The organism is Nodularia harveyana UHCC-0300, assembly GCF_034931085.1.
In the GTDB taxonomy this organism is placed as follows: Bacteria; Cyanobacteriota; Cyanobacteriia; order Cyanobacteriales; family Nostocaceae; genus Nodularia; species Nodularia harveyana.
On sequence record NZ_JAYGHG010000022.1, the window covers coordinates 29,189 to 47,438 of the forward strand.

Genomic DNA, 18,250 nt, shown 5'->3' on the forward strand with positions numbered 1-18,250 from the left:
TTGTATTGAGGTGAAGTAACGAGGATGATACTAACTTCCAGCTACTTGGCGGATTTATATCCTCATTTATACCTCTTCCTGAAAGAGACAGTGAATTTGAAGATTTTGTTTCTCAGGAATTTATACTGGCGACGGTTGATGATTTTTTATCTAACCGCCAAGTCGCCAAGTACGCCAAGAATGTCTAGAGTATTCGTAATTACTAAAGTAATGTGTTGCTATTATTTCTAGATGTGAGGTCTGTTTTGCAATTATTAGTTTTAAGCAATGGTCATGGAGAAGATGTAATTGCTGTGAGCATTTTGCAGCAACTCCAGCAACAAGAACACCCCCCAGATATGTTTGCATTGCCTTTGGTGGGTGAAGGGCGGGCTTATCAACGGTTGGGTATCCCCTGTATTGGTTCGGTACGCACTATGCCTTCTGGGGGCTTTATTTATATGGATGGACGGCAATTAGTGAGGGATGTCCGGGGCGGTTTGGTGCAACTGACTGTGAATCAAATTCAAGCTATGCGCCGTTGGGTTGGTTCCCAAAAAGCATTAGGTAATCAGAGTTGTGTTTTAGCTGTGGGGGATATTGTCCCTTTGTTATTTGCCTATTTTAGTGGTGCTAATTATGCTTTTGTCGGTACTGCAAAATCAGAATATTATGTGCGGGATGAGGTGGGAATATTACCGAGAAAGTCAAAGGGTGCGCGTTGGGAAAATTTTTCGGGTTCTATTTATCATCCTTGGGAACGTTGGTTGATGAGTCGTGACCGTTGTCGGGCTGTGTTTCCTAGAGATGGGCTGACTACGGCAATTTTACGAAGGTGGTCAATTCCGGCTGTTGATTTGGGTAATCCGATGATGGATGATTTGGAACCGACATCAGCAGAGATTCAACCAGAAATGGTCAGACCATTAGTGTTTACTTTATTACCTGGTTCTCGTCCCCCGGAAGCTTACGCTAACTGGGAGGTGATTATGAGGGCTGTGTCTGCATTGATGGCGAGTTTGTTAGAAGCAGATTCGATTTTAAAAAGTTCTGGAAGGGTGGTATTTCTGGGAGCGATCGCACCTGGTTTAGATATGAGTATTTTATCGCAATCTCTTCTAGCCCAAGGTTGGCAAAGCTATACAGAATCTCCTGTACCCATTGCTGATCCTGATGCTGTGATATTTAAACAAAGAAATGGTTATGTTGTCCTCACCCAGCAAGCCTATAATGACTGTCTGTATTGGGGAGATTTAGCGATCGCTATGGCTGGGACAGCAACGGAACAATTCATCGGTTTAGGTAAACCTGCGATCGCCATTCCTGGTCGTGGTCCCCAATATAACCCAGCTTTTGCTGAAGCTCAAAGCCGTCTTTTAGGAGTATCTTTATCTTTAGTAGACAATCCGGGACAAGTTCCCCAGGTAGCGCAATCCCTGTTACAAAATCCTGATATTTTGCAAATAATTTCCGAGAATGGAAGCCGGCGCATGGGTAAACCAGGAGCAGGCCGCAGAATTGCTGATTGTTTATCTGAAAAATTCTCTGATTAATAGAGAAAATTAATGTCAACCAACTAAACCAGAACGTAAAGCCCTCACCGCCGCTTGGGTACGGTCATCTGCACACAGCTTATTAAGAATGTTCCTGACATGGGTTTTCACTGTCCCGACGGTGATGTATAGTTTTTCGGCAATTTGCCCATTGCTGCATCCGGCGACAATCAACTCGAGGATTTCCAGTTCCCGTTGAGTCAGAGGATAGGTTTCTAAAACTTGTTCGTATTCTGTGGCTAGGGCTTCAATTTTGACGGTTTTGTGTTTATCCGCAGGTTGATTTTCTCCAGGTATCCCTTGGCGCATTTTCCGTAATACCACATTGGCGATCGCCGGATCAATCCAAGAGTTACCGCCATGAGTTGCTTGTATAGCCTCGGTTAATTTACTAATGCTGGTTTCTTTCATGTAATAAGAGTCTGCACCTGCGGCGAAAGCAGCCAGTACCGCATCCTCTGTATGATCCATAGTCAAAATCAGAATTTTAGTCGCGGTTTGCCCTGTTTCCGTTTGGTAGCGTCTAAACTTACGGGTGAGTTCAATCCCATCCATATCAGGTAAACCAATATCGATAACTGCCACATCTGGTTTAGCCGTTTCCAAAAGTTTTAGTCCTTGAGTCCCATTAGCCGCTTCACCAATTACGTTCAGTCCACCGTGAGACTGTAATGCGGCTTTTAGTCCCATTCTGGTGAGATCATGATCTTCTATTAAAATAATACTGATTTCACTCATTGCCATACTCGCTGTAGATGATTGCATCGTGAAGAATATAATACGATCTTGTTTAGGCAGTTTATTTTATTTTACTAACCCAAAGGTAGATGATTTTTCGACAATCCGGCATCCCTCGCTAGAAGTAGCAACTAGCTAAATTTTGTCTTGATTTAGTTAAAAATCTAGCTAAAGATATATCGTTATTCTCCCTAATTATATGGAATAGTGAAATGAAAGATCGTTTATGTCAATTTATATCATGTCTTCAGGAGTAAACACTCATTGATTATTTCATAGTATTCTCCAGCCTGAATAAAAATTATCACCCATGAAGTAGGTAGCCTAGTTACCTTTGATCGGTGGCTGGGGATAGGCAGAAATGAGCTACTGCTTTTCCAGGGCAGACTAGGCTGACAAGTCAAATAATTGACAGTTTTTATACAGGGAACAATATGAAAAATTTAGCACCAGAAATAATAATGTCAGTAATTTATCAGGTGATCAGCAGTAGAATATTGTAATTTTAATCACTCTGTAGGTTGGCGATCGCCAATAAAATATACACGTTGGTCTAGTCTTCTACCAAAAATTTAGACCCGGAAGAAAACAAGATTAAGGAGGAATTAGCTTGAGTAAACCAGTGATTAAAACTCTTCAAGCTTACGGTACGCGATTTTAGTACGTAACTATCACTAATGACTGAGGACGAGCGTGAGCGGACTCATTTACAATTGTTTTTATGGTTAATACAGTATTTTATCTGACTTTATCCTCATTCCTGTTTCTAGAGCAGTCAGCGATCGCAACTTATCAGAAACTTCTGTGGTAGTAATCACAAATTAAAGCTAAATCAGTATCAAATGGAGGTAAAAGAATCAAATTTAATCCCTATATTGTTACCGCTATTACCCCTAATTAACTGGGCATAACGATAGCATTACCGCATCAAAAAGCGCTCTCACAGCCAACTTTTGTAAAAATTACATCTCTAGCGGGTAATATTTTAATTCAAAATGGTAATCATAAAATCACATCTGAAAAATCAAAATTATTTAATGAGATATTTTGAAACCAGAGATGCTATATATCAACCTGTATTTGACAGCGAGAATAAAAACTAATGAAACAGACGCTGAGAATTTTGGTTGTAGACAATAATCAAGTAGATCGCATTATAGTTCGTCAAGCTTTGACTGATGCAGATATTTGTATGGAACTCTCCGAAGTAACTGATGTATGTGACGCAGTAGCTACTTTAAAAACTACAACTTATGATTGTGTTTTCCTCAATGATAGCCTACCAGATCAAGACGTTTTGACGCTGATCTCAAGAATACGTTCTGCGGAAACAAAAGTACCTTTAGTAGTCCTTACTAGCCAAACAGATGAAGAAAATTCTGGGGAATTGATCAACGCTGGTGCTACAGACTATCTTTCTAAATCTCAGGTCTGTGCAGAAACATTAACACTGGTTGTACGCCATGCAATTCGCATCCAAAATGCTGAAATGGAGATAGCTTTAGCAAATCAGCAGCTGATGCGCCAAAATAAAGAACTAGAACGACAAAGACAAGAGATTCAGTTACAAAACATCAAATTATTAGAAGCATCAAGGTTAAAGTCGCAGTTTTTCGCTACAATTTCTCATGAATTGCGGACTCCGATGAATGCCATTATTGGATTTTCTCAAATATTGTTGCGCCCAAGGTTTGGTCAACTCAGCCATAAAAAAGCAGATATGGTGGAGCGAATATTAAACAATAGTAAACATTTGCTAGTGTTATTAAATGAAGTTCTGGATTTTTCTAACTTGGAAGGAGGGCGACTAGAATTAAAGTCGGAATTATTTGATTTAACAAAAGTGATGAATACTGTCATATTGGAAATGCGTTCTTTAGCTGAAGCCAAAAACTTATCTTTGCAAGTCGATATTGATATACGAAACCCTCTGATATTTAATGATTCAATGTGTGTGCAGCAAGTTGTAATTAATTTACTATCTAATGCCATTAAATTCACCGAATCTGGTTACATTTGGATAGAATTAAAAGAACTGCCTCAAAATCGATTGGCGATCGCAGTTCGAGATACAGGTATTGGTATAGATCCTCAAGATTTCCAAAATATTTTTCAACCTTTCCGCCAAGTAGATCAAAGTCTGACTCGCAAATATCCTGGTACAGGACTAGGTTTAGCAATCATCGATTCCTTAGTCAAAATGATGCGTGGCAAAATAATTTTAAAAAGCAAATTGGGAGTTGGTTCTATGTTTACAATTGAAATACCAAGGGAACTTTCTTCACCAACCCCCGTAGCCAGACTACCCACTTTAAATTTCAATGGACAGAATATCTTTTGTTCTGTGCAGAATCCCCACCAATCTCCGCCGAAATCTAGCCCAGCATCCGTGAGTTTTCCTCACATTAAGCTATAAATTATTGTCAGAAGCCGTTGATAAACCATGTCTGTTCTGGAAAAGCCAAAAATTGATCGTATTCTCGCCGTTGATGATACTAGAGATAATCTGATTTTAGTGCAGACAATTCTCGAAAGTGAGGGTTATGAGATGGACTTAGTTGCGGATGGTTTAACAGCTTTGCAACATATTGAAAAATCTCCGCCCGATCTGATTTTATTAGATGTGATGATGCCAGGAATTGATGGTTATGAAGTCACTCGCCGGATTCGGAACAACCCTGAACTGAATATTAACTATATTCCCATTCTACTAATTACCGCCTTTCACCAATCCAGCGTTGTGGAAGGTTTGGATGCAGGTGCAGATGATTTTATTCGTAAACCATTTGATACTGATGAACTTCTGGCTAGAGTGCGATCGCTACTGCGCCTCAAAAATAGTCTAGACGAACAAAAAAAAATGGCACGTCAGCGCGAAGATTTTGTCTCGCGTTTAACCCATGATTTGCGTACTCCCCTAGTCGCTGCTGATCGGATGCTGGGTTTATTTCAACAGGAAACCTTCTGCAAAATTTCCCCAGAAATGAAACAGGCGATCGCCGTCATGATTCGCAGTAATAAAAATTTAATGCAGATGGTCAACACCTTATTAGAAGTTTATCGCTTCGAGGCTGGTAAAAAAACCTTAAATGACGACCTGTGCAATCTCCCAGAAATTATTCAAGAAGTCAGTAGCGAACTTACTCCCCTCGCTAGCGAGAAAAATTTAGCCTTAAAAATAGATACCAGCCACTTAACTCCACAGAAAGAAAACGCTGGTGTCGTCATGGGCGATCCTCTGGAACTGCGACGGGTATTTAACAACTTAATTGCCAACGCTATCAAGTTTACAGATACAGGAGGTATAGAAGTTTGTATTTGCGAAAAATCAGTTAATTCTCAGGGTGAAGATTGCGTAATCATTGAAGTCATAGATACAGGTTATGGTATTGCGCCAGAAGATCAACCCACCGTATTTGAAAGATTTCGCCAAGGTAGAAATAAACGTTCTGGTAGTGGCTTAGGTCTACATCTATCCAGCCGAATTATCGAAGCACACGCCGGCACAATTACACTTTCCTCTGAACCAGGAAGAGGTAGTGTATTTACGGTTACACTCCCAAAACATATTAGCCCTGACCATCACCAAAGCCTAAATCATCTCATAACTTAGCAATCAGCACTTCTGTGAAGTCGAGAATTGAGATTACCACCTAGCAAGGGGCAAATTATCGCCTCTAGATCCTCAATCATATAAGGCTTAATGATCTAGTCGTCAAGCAAGCTTTCTCGATTAACACCGTGACTGCAATCACTAGAATTTCGCTAGTTAGCGGTTCTTGTTTGAGATCATGCACAACATCAGTTCCACTCCCACCCGGTCAGAGAATATCTAACATACTGACGGCTTTTTGCTACCAATTAAGAATCAGGTTTGTTTGCATCTTTATATTAAATTGGTATTAATATTATGTGGTTTTTATTTTAGATCACGATGCGATCGCTAATTTTATAGCAACTGCCAAGGTGGTTAGGAAATGGCAAAAGTCTAAACTCCAGTACCCAAGAATCGGGTTGATTTTTTAGGAGAAAACGAACCGCAAAGTACACAAAGAGAAGAACGAAAAACGAGTTAGTTTTACTTAACTTACAATTAGGCTTTCTTGACTGCAAAATCGGTTAATTGGGGTTAATGCTAAAATAAGTTACATAATTTAACAGTCTGCATTTAGTTCGGACACTTATCACTGCATGACTCCAACACAACCTGTTTTCCAGTTGCATTCTGAGGAAGTCACTCGCTTATGTTCTCACGTTGAACTCAATGAAAATAAATTTAGTCATCAACCAGGTAGTGTATTCGGAAATATTGCGCTGATTGCAGGGACAACTGTTGGTGCTGGGATTCTAGCTTTACCTGCTGTAACTCTACCCTCTGGCGTTTTTCCGTCCACAGTCTTGTTAATTGCTGTATGGCTTTACACTGTGATTTCTGGTCTGTTGCTGGCTGAAGTTTGCGTCAATGCTATGCGTTTACAAGGACGTTTGAGTATTGGACTGTTGTCAATGGTCGAGGGAACTTTGGGGTTTGTGGGGGCGCGAATTGCTGGCGCTGCATACTTGTTTTTAAACTATGCTTTGCTGGTCGCTTACATGACTGAAGGGGGAAATATTTTAGTCTCTGGGGTTTCTCAGTTATGGGGACTAGAAAAAATTCCTCCAGCTTGGCTGGGAACAATGACTTTCACCGTTATATTTGGTGGAATTATGTATCTGGGGCGAGAAAAATTCATTGAGAAACTCAACAGCACCTTTGTCGTAATTGTTATTACTTCATTTGTGGGACTCTTGTTTCTGGGAGGAGGACAGGTGAAGACTGTGCAACTGTTTACTCATAATTGGACAGCTTTGGGAAGTGCTGTATCTGTGATGTTAGTGGCGCTGTTTTTCCATAATGTTGTCCCAGTGGTGGTGACTCAATTGGAAGGAGATATCCCCAAAATTCGCCAGTCTATTCTTATTGGTTCTTTGATTCCTTTAATCATGTTTTTGATCTGGAATGCTGTGATTTTGGGCAGTTTTAATCCGGAAATGGTACAAAGCACTGATAATTTTGACCCTCTGCAAATACTCCGGAGTGGTGGTAATGGGTCTGGTTTGGGAGTTTTATTATCTATTTTTTCAGAGTTTGCGATCGCTACTTCATTTATTGGTTTTGTCTACGGGTTGCTAGATTTTTTTCAAGATATCTTCCCCGTTACAGAGGGTAAACCTTCTAGCCGTCTACCCCTTTATTCACTAATTCTCCTACCTCCCATGAGTTTGGGCGCAATTAATCCCAGCCTTTTTTTTAGCGCCCTAGATTTTGCTGGAACTTTTAGTATTTCAGTTTTAGGCGGGATAATTCCAGCATTAATGAGTTGGAAGCAACGCCAAGAACAGCAGTTAAATAGTCTAAATAAACCCCTTGTTCCTGGTGGTAAGTTGACATTGATCATCATCATAGTAATTGCATCAATCTTGATGATTAAACAAATACTAGCAATGACTGGACATCTTTAATCTCAACCCTTTTATAGCAACCGCCAAGGAAGTTAGGACAGAAACAGATCATGAAACCCTTACAATTAGCGAGTTTCCACCCTGTTCCCTGCGATGCACTGAGCTTGTCGAAGTGTTCCCTGTTCCCTGTTCCCTGCTATACAATCCCAACATCTCCAGATATCAGGACTGTAGTGACTGAAGATTAACTATTTCCTAAACCCAATCTATCGAGAATAAACGCATCTTCAAAAGCTAGTTCTCGCAAGCTTTCATAACGTCCAGATGCGCCGCTATGTCCCGCACCCATGTTGGTTTTCAGCAGCAGCAAATGATTATCTGCTTTCATTTCCCGTAGTTTAGCTGTCCACTTGGCTGGTTCCCAATATTTGACGCGGGAATCATTTAAACCAGCCGTAATCAATAAATCTGGGTACTCCTTAGCGGTGACATTATCGTAGGGAGAGTAGGATTTCATGTAGTCATAATAAACTGTGTCATTGGGATTTCCCCATTCTTCCCATTCCATTGCTGACAGGGGTAGAGAGGTATCAAGAATTGTTGTGACTACATCGACAAAGGGGACATTAGCTACTACTGCTTTGAATAAATCGGGACGCATATTTATGACTGCACCCATTAATAAACCCCCAGCACTACCGCCAGTAATTGCTAGGCGATCGCTAGCTGTCCAACCTTCAGCAATTAAATACTCTGCACAGGCGATAAAATCTGTAAAGGTATTCTTTTTGTGTAGGAACTTTCCTTGTTCATACCACTCACGCCCCATTTCTTCGCCACCACGAATGTGAGCAATGGCAAACACTACTCCCCGGTCTAATAGTGTTAATCTGGTTGATGAAAAGGATGCTGGATAAGAAGAACCATAAGCACCATACCCTGTGAGCAACAAAGGATTTTTACTATCCTTGTTAATTCCCTGTTTGTAAACAATGGAGATGGGAATTTTTGTCCCATCGGTTGCAGTAGCCATCAGCCACTGACTCTGATATTGAGTTTTATCGTAGCCACCCAAAACTTCTGTTTGTTTTTTCAATTCCCTCTGATTTGTTTCCATGTTGTAATCAAACACAGATTGGGGAGTAATTAAAGAAGTGTAATGAAACCTCAAAACATTAGTATTAAATTCTGGGTTATTACCTTCATCAAATTCATAAGTTGGTTCAGGAAAACTAATATTATTTTCTTCCCCTGTGGAGAAGTTCTGCACCCTTGCAGTTTGTAATCCGCCTGTTCTTTCATAAATTACTAAGTGATTGGCAAATAGACTTATTCCTAATAGCAGTACATCTTCTCTGTGGGGAATTATAGTTTGCCAATTTTCTTGCGATGGCTTAGTTACAGGTGTTTTCACTAATTTAAAATTAGTGGCTTTTTCGTTAGTAACGATGTAAAAGTGATCTCTATGGTGATCAACATCATATTCTACTCCTGTAGTCCGGGGATGAACTATTTGAAACTCACCTTGGGGATGATTAGCATCCAAATAGTGAACTTCTGTGGTGATGCTACTTTGTAACAGCATCAATATATATGATTCGCTGCGGGTTTTACCCACATATAAATGATAAATATCATCTTTTTCTTCATAAATCAGCACATCTTTTTCTGGTGAAGTTCCTAATGTGTGTTTCAGAAGTTGGTAAGGACGATTAGCATCATCTATTTTGGTATAAAATCCAGTTTGATTATCGTTACCCCAAGCAAAGGAAAAATAAGTTTCGGCAATTGTTTCTGGATATAACTGATGTGTATTTAAATCCAGGAAACACAGGGTATATTGTTCAGAACCGCTAGTATCAAAGGAATAAGCTAATATTTGGTGATTGGGGCTAATATCAAATACACCCAATTCAAAAAAATCATGTCCTTGGGCTAATTCGTTTTCATCAATTAGCACTTCTTCAGGAGCATCTAAACTCCCCTTTTTTCGACAATGAATTGAGTAGGCTTTGCCTTCTTCTGTGCGTGAATAATAATAATATTCATCTTTACGGAATGGTACTGATAAATCTGTTTCTTTAATCCGCGCCAGCATTTCATTGTATATCTGGGTTTGCAATGCTTCTGTATGCTTGGTCATCGCTGCTGTGTAAGCGTTTTCGGCTTCCAGATAGGCGGGAACTTCTGGGTTATCTAGATCGCGCATCCAAAAGTATTTGTCGGTTCGGCGATCGCCATGTAACTCTAAAACCTCTGGCTGTTGTTCAGCAATCGGTGGGGTGACTATTGTTTGTAAAACATTATCTTTATTCATAATTTTTAACCTATGGCAAATACCCAGCAATTAGCTGTTGAGAGTGGAAGATGAACTAGAACTGGTAGTTGGGCGATGGGGGTTTTTTTTCAAGGTACACAAGCCAATTGCTGGTATAACTCCGAGAATGATAGCTGTAAATCCTTGTTCACTCCAATACAATATAGGAGTCCGATTCACTTCTGGAATCAAATCTTGGACAAGAGAGAGGAACCAAACGCCAAGACTAATCAAGCAGAAGGACAGGGAGGGTAGAAAAATCCACCACCAAGCTGGTTTGGCGTAACGCCGCAATACTAACCATTGGCACAATCCCAGCCAAATTCCTGTGAGAATATATGAGATTGTTGACACAAACCCCCAGAGGAAAGCTAAGTCAGGAGATATATCTTGATTGACACCAGCAATTGCAGAAATATATTTCAGCCAGGCGATCGCAATGCTATTGGCAATCAACCAACCTATACTAGTAGCCAATATCCAGAGTCTACCGGAGATATAGCGACGCAAGACCAGGGCTTGATCTGCGGCAAAAACTAGAGCAAACACAATGTTTCCCAGGATTTTTACCCAGTGAAAAGAATCCGCAGGAGGTAGTCCTCCCAGTATACTTTTTTCTAAACCGATGCTAGAAATTCCACCTACAACCCATCCTAAAATGGTCATTAAGGTAAACAGGAAAAAAAATTCTCGTCGGCCTGAACGTGGGATCAAAAACTTCCCTGGGTGGAGGCTAGATGTATGGTCAGTTGGACTATGAGCGTCTGTGTGCATATTAAGTTAATGTTCTAGGAAAGGAACCTCCCGAAAAAGCGTAATCTCAGAATGATAAGCTAAACAGTGACCGAGAATAAAGGAATACAAGCCTAGTCCTTCTAGGACGGCTTTCTGGTAAGATGAGAATTTAGTCGCCATAGGGCATTGGGAGACTTTAAACGGACGTGGAGGGATGGTAAGACTACCTTGGTAGCACAACCCGAAGAAGGGTCAAGGAATCCTCGGACTTTAGGACGAGGAGGTATGTCAAATAAATATAATGACTTAGGATGAAGTGTTAAATGGGTCTTGCATTAACGGCTCCTCATCTGCTTCGGGCTGCACGTGGTGAAGTAGTAGATCGTCCTCCTGTCTGGATGATGCGACAAGCGGGACGATATATGAAAGCATATCGAGATTTAAGGGAAAAATATCCTTCTTTCCGCGATCGCTCGGAAATTCCCGAAGTGGCTATAGAAGTTTCCTTACAACCTTGGAGAGCATTCCAGCCAGACGGAGTGATTTTATTTTCCGATATTGTTACCCCATTGCCTGGTTTGGGCATTGAGATGGACATTGCAGAAGGTAAAGGCCCCATCATTCAATCGCCCCTCCGCAGCCAAGCACAAATTGATGCTCTGCGTCCTTTAGAGCCAGAAGCAGCATTACCGTTTATCAAGACTATATTGCAGGCGTTATCCCAGGAAGTAGGGAATCAGTCCACTGTTTTAGGCTTTGTAGGTGCGCCTTGGACTTTAGCGGCTTATGCAGTGGAGGGTAAAGGTTCTAAAACCTACTCTGTGATCAAAAATATGGCGTTTTCAGATCCGACGATGTTACATCAGCTGTTAGCTAAATTAGCTGATGCGATCGCCGTTTATACACGCTATCAAATTGACTGTGGCGCTCAAGTGGTACAGATGTTCGACTCTTGGGCTGGTCAACTGAGTCCCCAAGATTATGACACCTTTGCTCTGCCTTATCAGCAAAGAGTTTTTCAGCAAGTTAAGGAAACTCACCCTGATACACCGTTAATTTTGTTGGTTAGCGGTAGTGCGGGTGTGCTGGAAAGAATGCCCAAATCTGGTGCAGATATTGTGACTGTGGATTGGGCGGTGGATATGGCGGAAGCACGAGCCAGATTAGGTAAACACGTCAAAGTTCAGGGAAATCTTGACCCTGGTGTGTTATTTGGTTCTAAAGAGTTTATCCGCGATCGCATCCTTGATACAGTGCAGAAAGCTGGTAATTGGGGACATATTCTCAATCTCGGTCATGGTGTACTACCAGAAACTCCAGAAGAAAACGTTGCTTTCTTTTTTGAAACAGCAAAACAACTCAAATCTGTAGGCGTTTAAAGTAGGGTGCGTTATGGACTTTAGTCCTAACGCACCGAAAATCTCAAATGGTGCGGTCGCCTGTTGCTTAATACACCCGACGAAACTATTGTTTCAAAATTGGTGTTGCTGAATTAAGATATGAATTAGTGTCACGCAGAGGCGCAGAGGCGCGGAGAGCAAGAGTTTAAGAGATGTGTTTTTGGTATTTCATATTCAAGTTTATCAACGCCTAAAAATCAATTATCTAACCACAGAGACACAGAGAGCGCAGAGTTAAGAGTGGAACTTATCACCTTATTTTTAATTCTTGATTTGTAATTACTAATTTTATTTAAATATGAACCAGAAACGGATTTTAGTGACAGGTGCAAGTGGTTGTGTAGGTCACTACATTTCAGAAGCTTTAATTCAAAATACTAATCACGAGTTGTATTTACTGGTTAGAAATCCGCAGAAATTGCAAGTTGATATTCAGGCGCGTCCAGGTATCACCGTTTTGCAGGGTGATATGCAAAAAATTAGCCTTTTGGCTGATTTGCTCCCCACAATTGATACAGCAGTCCTCACGGCTACGGCTTGGGGTGGTGATAACACATTTGATATTAATGTCTCCAAGACTCTAGAATTGATGCAAATGCTAGATCCGCAGCGCTGTGAACAGGTAATTTATTTTTCTACAGCTAGTGTTTTAGATCGAAACAATCAACCCCTCAAAGAAGCTGGGGAAATTGGCACAGATTATATTCGTTCTAAATATGATTGTTTACAAAAAATGTCCCAGCTAGAAATAGCCCCAAAAATTACTAAGGTTTTCCCTACTTTAGTTTTGGGCGGCGATGATCAAAAACCTTATTCTCATCTGACATCGGGAATCCCAGAAGTCACTAAATATATTAATTTAATTCGCTGTTTGCAGGTAGATGGCAGTTTTCACTTTATTCACGGGCGAGACATTGCGACGGCTGTACAATATTTAATTGATTCTCCTCCCCAGGAAAATGAACCCCGCAAGTTTGTTTTAGGACAACAAGCGTTAACAGCTAATCAAGCAGTGGAAGAAGTCTGCAATTATTTGGGTAAAAAGATTTATTTTCGCATTCCTCTATCGTTAGCATTAGCTAATTTGATTATTGCTGTATTTCGGATTCAAATGGCTGCTTGGGATAGATTCTGCATGAACAATCGCCATTTTAGTTATGAAAATGTAGTCAATCCCGCCAGTTTGGGCTTACCAAATTACTGTGCAACTATGAGCGATGTTTTAAAAATTAGTGGTGTGAAAGGGGGGAAATAAAGGTAGGTTATTTTTATACAAAATCAGCGAAAAATTTGTAACCTAATAGTCTCCACTGATCTCAACTAAAGCTTCACCTGATTGTAAAAGCTCTAACGCCTTTGGTAGAGTTTTTATTAAAATCTCTTGTAATCTAGCATTGGAAGTATTTCCACAAGTTAACCAAATAATTTGTGGTGGTGTTCCCAGACGATCTACCAGTTCAATAAAGTCACTGTCTTTGGTTATAAAAATAACTCCTTGAGATTTTGCTACCTCGAAAATCTCAGGATCTTCCGCATCTCTTAAACCCAGATCGCGTAAAGCAAATGCTGTAATACCAAAGGTAGTAGTAATCCAAGTTGCGATCGCTGGTGATAGGTGTGCATCTACCCAGATTGTCATGCTACTAGGACTGGATGATTGAGTTTACGAGAAGCATAGGAAAGTGCTGCTTTTAAGTCATCAGCCTCAAGATCAGGCATTTCTGCTAATATTTCTTCTGCACTGAGTCCAGCCGCAAATAAATCTAAAATATCTGATACTCTAATTCTCATACCTCGAATGCAGGGACGACCACCACATTGTTTGGGATTGATTGTGATTCTTTCCAGTAGGACTGACATTTAAAATAACTCCATAATCTCTCTGAAGATGCGGATCGCACTCCTCTAGTTTATCCCATGCGAACTGACAAGTCAGTGAGTTCTTGTTTAAGGCGAGTGAGAATAGGCTGAAGGTGAATGTTCATGGTGATGAGGGTGATCTGAATTTTTCACAGAAATTAGGCATATAATACCTGATTTTTAATTTCATCAGCCATTAAGGTACTTACCAAAATGCCAACCCGTTGTGCAATTTCATAAGCATTTTTCTGAGGGACAACGATAATTCCAAAATGCTGTTTTTCTTCCTCTATAAATTGAAGATGCAATCTTTCAAAATCAACTCGGTTATGGGTGAGGATGCATCTACATAGAGAAGTTGCAAATTCTAGCTGTTCACGATCAGTTTTTCCCAGAGTTGCTTGTTCAGGAACGGTTGTCACATCCAAACCACGAGAACGCAAAAGAGTGGCGACTAATGCGGACATATCCTCATCTATATAAAGTGCAGCAAAGATGGTCATATTGTGCCTAATGTATTTTTTACAGAAGGATGTATCAATTCATTAGGTACTTGATTTCGTTCAATATAATCATTAATTTCTGCTTGATGATCAAGATAAAAACTCAACGCATCAAACACTTGTGCTAGTGTTAAATGAGGTAAATGATTGAGGATTTCTTCTGGCATAATTCCCAATCGCCATAAACCAACAATAGCGCGGATAGATGTCCGAGTTCCTGTAATAATTGGCTCTCCACCTAGAATTTCAGAATTGCGGGTAACATAGCGTGAGGAGGTTTCAGCAAACATAATAAAACTTGCTCAAGTAGTCTGATATTTTCTCTAGTTTATCTCACGCCAACTGACAAGTCAGCGCTGGTGCGATCGCTTGACCAAACTACCAATGCTCCAATATCAACCCATCAACATAGTCAAAGTCCGTATCATCTGTAACTAGTATCCACCCTTTTTCCAAGCACTGAGCAGCAATCCAAATATCATTCATTGGAATTGGTCTGCCTTTCCGCTTTAGCATTAAACGAGTTTGAGCATAGATAGAAGTTGTTTCTCTTCTCAAGGGTACAACTTTACAAATTGAAATAAACTCTAAATAACGGGGTAAATTTTGCAATGGACGTGATGAATTCTCTGCCCCAAATAACAATTCTCCTGCTACCACTAAAGGTAAAATAACTTCTGGTAATGCTAATACTCTTTCAATAATTGCTGCATCACCATTTAAGAAACGAACTGCAACAGAAGTATCCAGCGCAATTTCACCACTCATTTGTATCTACCTGCCGACATTCTGTAGTAATTGAGTGTTTTAGCTCTGCGGCTTCTGCGTCGCTTAAAATTCCTGCAAACTTTGCCAGAGGATGATCTTTACGTGTTGCCTTAACACGATGCAAAAAGTCTAGTAACATTTCCACAATATCATCAGGAGCTTGTTCGAGTTCTTGGATTAATTGCTCACGGTTTGTCATATATTTAAGACTCTAAAGCATAAATAATAAGTGGAAATCACTCTCTTCTAGTTTATCTCACGCAAACTGACAAGTCAGCGCTTACGCGATCGCTTCCCTCTGGAAATGGGTTCTATATCATTTTCCTTAACTTCACTAACACTGCTTTTTCTAAACTTGTAGACCAACGATATTTGTAGCTGTCATGGTTGTAGCGACTAACCTTTTCCTTGAGAGTTTCTATAGATTTAATTAGTTTTTCTACATCTTGTGGAGTTTTAACATTTCTAACGACACTAGCAATCTTTAAGTAATAGCTTGCTATCACATCTGCTTCTTCCCGCGACGCATGATGATCTCGATAATATTTGCGTATCTTACCATCCATTTCTTCAAAATAGGACGCTAAACTTCTTGCAAGGGCTAAATCTAGCTCATCTAGTTTTTTGGTTTCGGTATTAATAGCTTCCTGACTTGACTTACTTGGAGCATCTGGTTCAGAAATAAACGCAGAGGTTTGGATAGGTTCTGAATTTTGAGATTCAGCATTACCAAGGATATATTCTAGCGTTTTTACACAATCCAAAAAAGATAAGATATTGCGTGCAATTACCTGCTTTGTATGAATATTAATGATTCCATAGCTAGAACCTTCATTGACTACACCGTACTGTCCCTGTACTGTAACGTATGCGTCTGTGTCTATTCTTTTTATGTCACCCATAGTATTTGGTAAATTAAAAATGTAATTATCGTAACATACATGATGTTATAGCAACCGCCAACAACATCGAAAAATCTAAATCTTGGGTGATAATAACTCGACCTTAATGTCAAAGAATGTGCTATGAGTGAGCGATCGCTAGGTGAGGCTGAATGCGATCGCCACTATCGCCACTAATTTAAAACATCCTCTTCAATAACTTTATTCTTAATTGGAACAGAAAACTTAACTATCCGGTCACTGTAGTCTAATTGCCAAGTCAAAAAAATAACGGTAAACTAAGGCAAATTTCATAAAAAGTCAATAAGTCTTTATTTTCGTTAAAGTTGGGATAACAATCACAGTGTGAGGATTAATACTATATGCGAATTTTACTGGTATATCCAATATTTCCCAAAACCTTTTGGTCTTATGAGAAAATTCTAGAGTTAGTCGATCGCAAAGTTTTGTTACCACCTTTGGGGTTAGTGACAGTCGCAGCAATTCTCCCCCAAGAATGGGAGTTTAAGCTCGTTGATCGTAACATTCGCGCCATTACAGAAGAAGAATGGGCATGGGCAGATGTGGTAATTCTTTCCGCTATGATTGTCCAGAAGGAAGATTTATTAGGGCAAATTAAAGAAGCAAAACGACGTGGTAAGTTAGTTGCTGTGGGTGGTCCTTATCCTACTTCTGTGCCTCATGAAGTGGAAAATGTCGGTGCAGATTTTCTGATTCTCGATGAAGGGGAAATTACCCTCCCCATGTTTATTGAAGCGATTCAACGGGGTGAAACTTCTGGTGTTTTCCGCGCCACAGAAAAGCCAGATGTCACAGGGACACCAATTCCCCGGTTTGATTTACTAGAATTTGATGCTTATGACATGATGTCGGTGCAGTTTTCGCGCGGTTGTCCTTTCCAGTGCGAATTTTGTGACATTATTGTTCTCTACGGACGCAAACCACGCACCAAAACCCCAGCACAACTATTAGCAGAGTTAGATTACCTCTATGAGTTGGGTTGGCGGCGGGGTGTATTTATGGTGGATGACAACTTTATCGGTAACAAACGTAATGTGAAATTGTTGCTGAAAGAGTTGAAAGTCTGGATGGCAGAACATGAGTATCCTTTCCGCTTTGATACTGAGGCTTCTATTGATTTAGCACAAGATGCAGAAATGCTGGAGTTGATGGTTGAGTCTGGTTTCTCTGCGGTGTTCTTGGGAATTGAAACACCAGATGAAGAGAGTCTGCAATTAACGAAGAAGTTTCAAAATACCCGCAGTTCCCTAGCCGATGCGGTGCAAACCATTATCAAAGCTGGATTGCGGCCAATGGCTGGGTTTATTATCGGATTTGATGGGGAAAAAGCAGGTGCTGGCGATCGCATTGTTAGATTTGCAGAACAAGCAGCAATTCCCTCTACCACCTTTGCAATGTTACAAGCCTTACCAAACACAGCATTATGGCATCGTTTGAAAAGAGAAGGCAGACTGCGAGAAAATCAAGATGGTAACATCAACCAAACCACGTTGATGAATTTTCTGCCTACCCGTCCTTTAGAAGATATTGGTAGAGAATATATTGAAGCGTTCTGCACTTTATATGATCCAATTAACTATTTGGATCGTACCTATCGCTGTTTCTTAATGATGGGTTTGCCAAAATGGAAAGCACCCGCCAAAATGCCGGAATGGATTATTGTCAAGGCGTTACTAATTGTAATTTGGCGACAAGGTATCGTCCGCGAAACTCGCTGGAAATTCTGGCATCACCTGTTTAGTATCCTCAAACGTAACCCCGGAGTTCTAGAACATTATATCTCTGCCTGCGCTCACAATGAGCATTTTCTAGAGTATCGCCAAATTGTCCGCGATCAAATCGAAAGTCAGGTAGCTGAGTATTTAGCACAAGGTGCAGAAGAACCTTATGTACTGGTAGAACCAAAAGCTGAGGAAAAAGCGGAAGCAGTAGCTAGTTAGTCGATTGCGACAGAATTAAAATATTTGTTTTACCGAACCTTTGTAGAGATGTTTTCTGTAACCTCTCTACATTCTTTTTTAAACCCAATTTC

General features: G+C 40.3%; 17 protein-coding genes. 7 read left to right on the top strand and 10 right to left on the bottom strand.

The window, feature by feature from the left end:
• Positions 1-212: 212 nt before the first annotated feature.
• Positions 213-1,532, top strand: a complete 1,320-nt coding sequence (locus tag VB620_RS13535) for a lipid-A-disaccharide synthase-related protein (protein ID WP_323196677.1) — start codon at positions 213-215, stop codon at positions 1,530-1,532.
• 15 nt (positions 1,533-1,547) lie between these two features.
• Here the strand turns inward: VB620_RS13535 and VB620_RS13540 are convergent, their stop codons facing one another.
• A complete protein-coding gene (locus VB620_RS13540; protein ID WP_323196678.1) occupies positions 1,548-2,270 on the bottom strand; it encodes a response regulator transcription factor in 723 nt (240 codons plus the stop codon).
• 1,102 nt (positions 2,271-3,372) lie between these two features.
• Here VB620_RS13540 and VB620_RS13545 point away from each other — a divergent pair.
• From VB620_RS13545 to VB620_RS13555, 3 genes are all read left to right on the top strand, one after another.
• Positions 3,373-4,686, top strand: a complete 1,314-nt coding sequence (locus tag VB620_RS13545; protein WP_323196679.1) for an ATP-binding response regulator — start codon at positions 3,373-3,375, stop codon at positions 4,684-4,686.
• A 27-nt stretch (positions 4,687-4,713) separates the two neighbouring features.
• On the top strand, positions 4,714-5,883 hold the full coding sequence (locus VB620_RS13550; RefSeq protein WP_323196680.1) for a hybrid sensor histidine kinase/response regulator: 1,170 nt from the start codon (positions 4,714-4,716) through the stop codon (positions 5,881-5,883).
• A gap of 578 nt (positions 5,884-6,461) precedes the next feature.
• Positions 6,462-7,772 (top strand): amino acid permease, encoded by a 1,311-nt coding sequence (locus VB620_RS13555; protein WP_323196681.1) that lies wholly within the window; start codon positions 6,462-6,464, stop codon positions 7,770-7,772.
• 184 nt (positions 7,773-7,956) lie between these two features.
• Here the strand turns inward: VB620_RS13555 and VB620_RS13560 are convergent, their stop codons facing one another.
• Positions 7,957-10,029 (bottom strand): S9 family peptidase, encoded by a 2,073-nt coding sequence (locus VB620_RS13560; RefSeq protein ID WP_323196682.1) that lies wholly within the window; start codon positions 10,027-10,029, stop codon positions 7,957-7,959.
• Between the two features lie 30 nt (positions 10,030-10,059).
• Positions 10,060-10,803, bottom strand: a complete 744-nt coding sequence (locus tag VB620_RS13565) for a hypothetical protein (protein ID WP_323196683.1) — start codon at positions 10,801-10,803, stop codon at positions 10,060-10,062.
• Between the two features lie 284 nt (positions 10,804-11,087).
• Between VB620_RS13565 and hemE the strand changes: the two genes are divergently transcribed.
• Both hemE and VB620_RS13575 read left to right on the top strand, forming a co-directional pair.
• Positions 11,088-12,143: a uroporphyrinogen decarboxylase gene (hemE, locus tag VB620_RS13570; protein WP_323196684.1), complete on the top strand. Its 1,056-nt coding sequence runs from the start codon at positions 11,088-11,090 to the stop codon at positions 12,141-12,143.
• 319 nt (positions 12,144-12,462) lie between these two features.
• Positions 12,463-13,419, top strand: a complete 957-nt coding sequence (locus tag VB620_RS13575; protein WP_323196685.1) for an NAD-dependent epimerase/dehydratase family protein — start codon at positions 12,463-12,465, stop codon at positions 13,417-13,419.
• Between the two features lie 42 nt (positions 13,420-13,461).
• Here the strand turns inward: VB620_RS13575 and VB620_RS13580 are convergent, their stop codons facing one another.
• The 7 genes from VB620_RS13580 to VB620_RS13610 form a co-directional block, all read right to left on the bottom strand.
• On the bottom strand, positions 13,462-13,803 hold the full coding sequence (locus tag VB620_RS13580) for a DUF5615 family PIN-like protein (protein WP_323196686.1): 342 nt from the start codon (positions 13,801-13,803) through the stop codon (positions 13,462-13,464).
• Positions 13,800-14,024, bottom strand: a complete 225-nt coding sequence (locus VB620_RS13585; protein ID WP_006195067.1) for a DUF433 domain-containing protein — start codon at positions 14,022-14,024, stop codon at positions 13,800-13,802. Before VB620_RS13585 ends, VB620_RS13580 begins: the two co-directional genes overlap by 4 nt.
• A gap of 158 nt (positions 14,025-14,182) precedes the next feature.
• The gene (locus VB620_RS13590; RefSeq protein WP_323196687.1) at positions 14,183-14,527 is read right to left on the bottom strand and encodes a DUF5615 family PIN-like protein; all 345 of its coding nucleotides are present in this window, start codon (positions 14,525-14,527) and stop codon (positions 14,183-14,185) included.
• The gene (locus VB620_RS13595) at positions 14,524-14,817 is read right to left on the bottom strand and encodes a DUF433 domain-containing protein (RefSeq protein WP_323196688.1); all 294 of its coding nucleotides are present in this window, start codon (positions 14,815-14,817) and stop codon (positions 14,524-14,526) included. Before VB620_RS13595 ends, VB620_RS13590 begins: the two co-directional genes overlap by 4 nt.
• Positions 14,818-14,905: 88 nt before the next feature.
• Positions 14,906-15,295, bottom strand: a complete 390-nt coding sequence (locus VB620_RS13600; RefSeq protein ID WP_323196689.1) for a type II toxin-antitoxin system VapC family toxin — start codon at positions 15,293-15,295, stop codon at positions 14,906-14,908.
• Positions 15,285-15,494: a hypothetical protein gene (locus tag VB620_RS13605; RefSeq protein WP_323196690.1), complete on the bottom strand. Its 210-nt coding sequence runs from the start codon at positions 15,492-15,494 to the stop codon at positions 15,285-15,287. Before VB620_RS13605 ends, VB620_RS13600 begins: the two co-directional genes overlap by 11 nt.
• A 112-nt stretch (positions 15,495-15,606) precedes the next feature.
• Complete coding sequence (locus VB620_RS13610) at positions 15,607-16,197, bottom strand: hypothetical protein (RefSeq protein WP_323196691.1); 591 nt, start codon at positions 16,195-16,197, stop codon at positions 15,607-15,609.
• Between the two features lie 362 nt (positions 16,198-16,559).
• Between VB620_RS13610 and VB620_RS13615 the strand changes: the two genes are divergently transcribed.
• Positions 16,560-18,158: a B12-binding domain-containing radical SAM protein gene (locus VB620_RS13615; RefSeq protein WP_323196692.1), complete on the top strand. Its 1,599-nt coding sequence runs from the start codon at positions 16,560-16,562 to the stop codon at positions 18,156-18,158.
• Positions 18,159-18,250 lie beyond the last annotated feature (92 nt).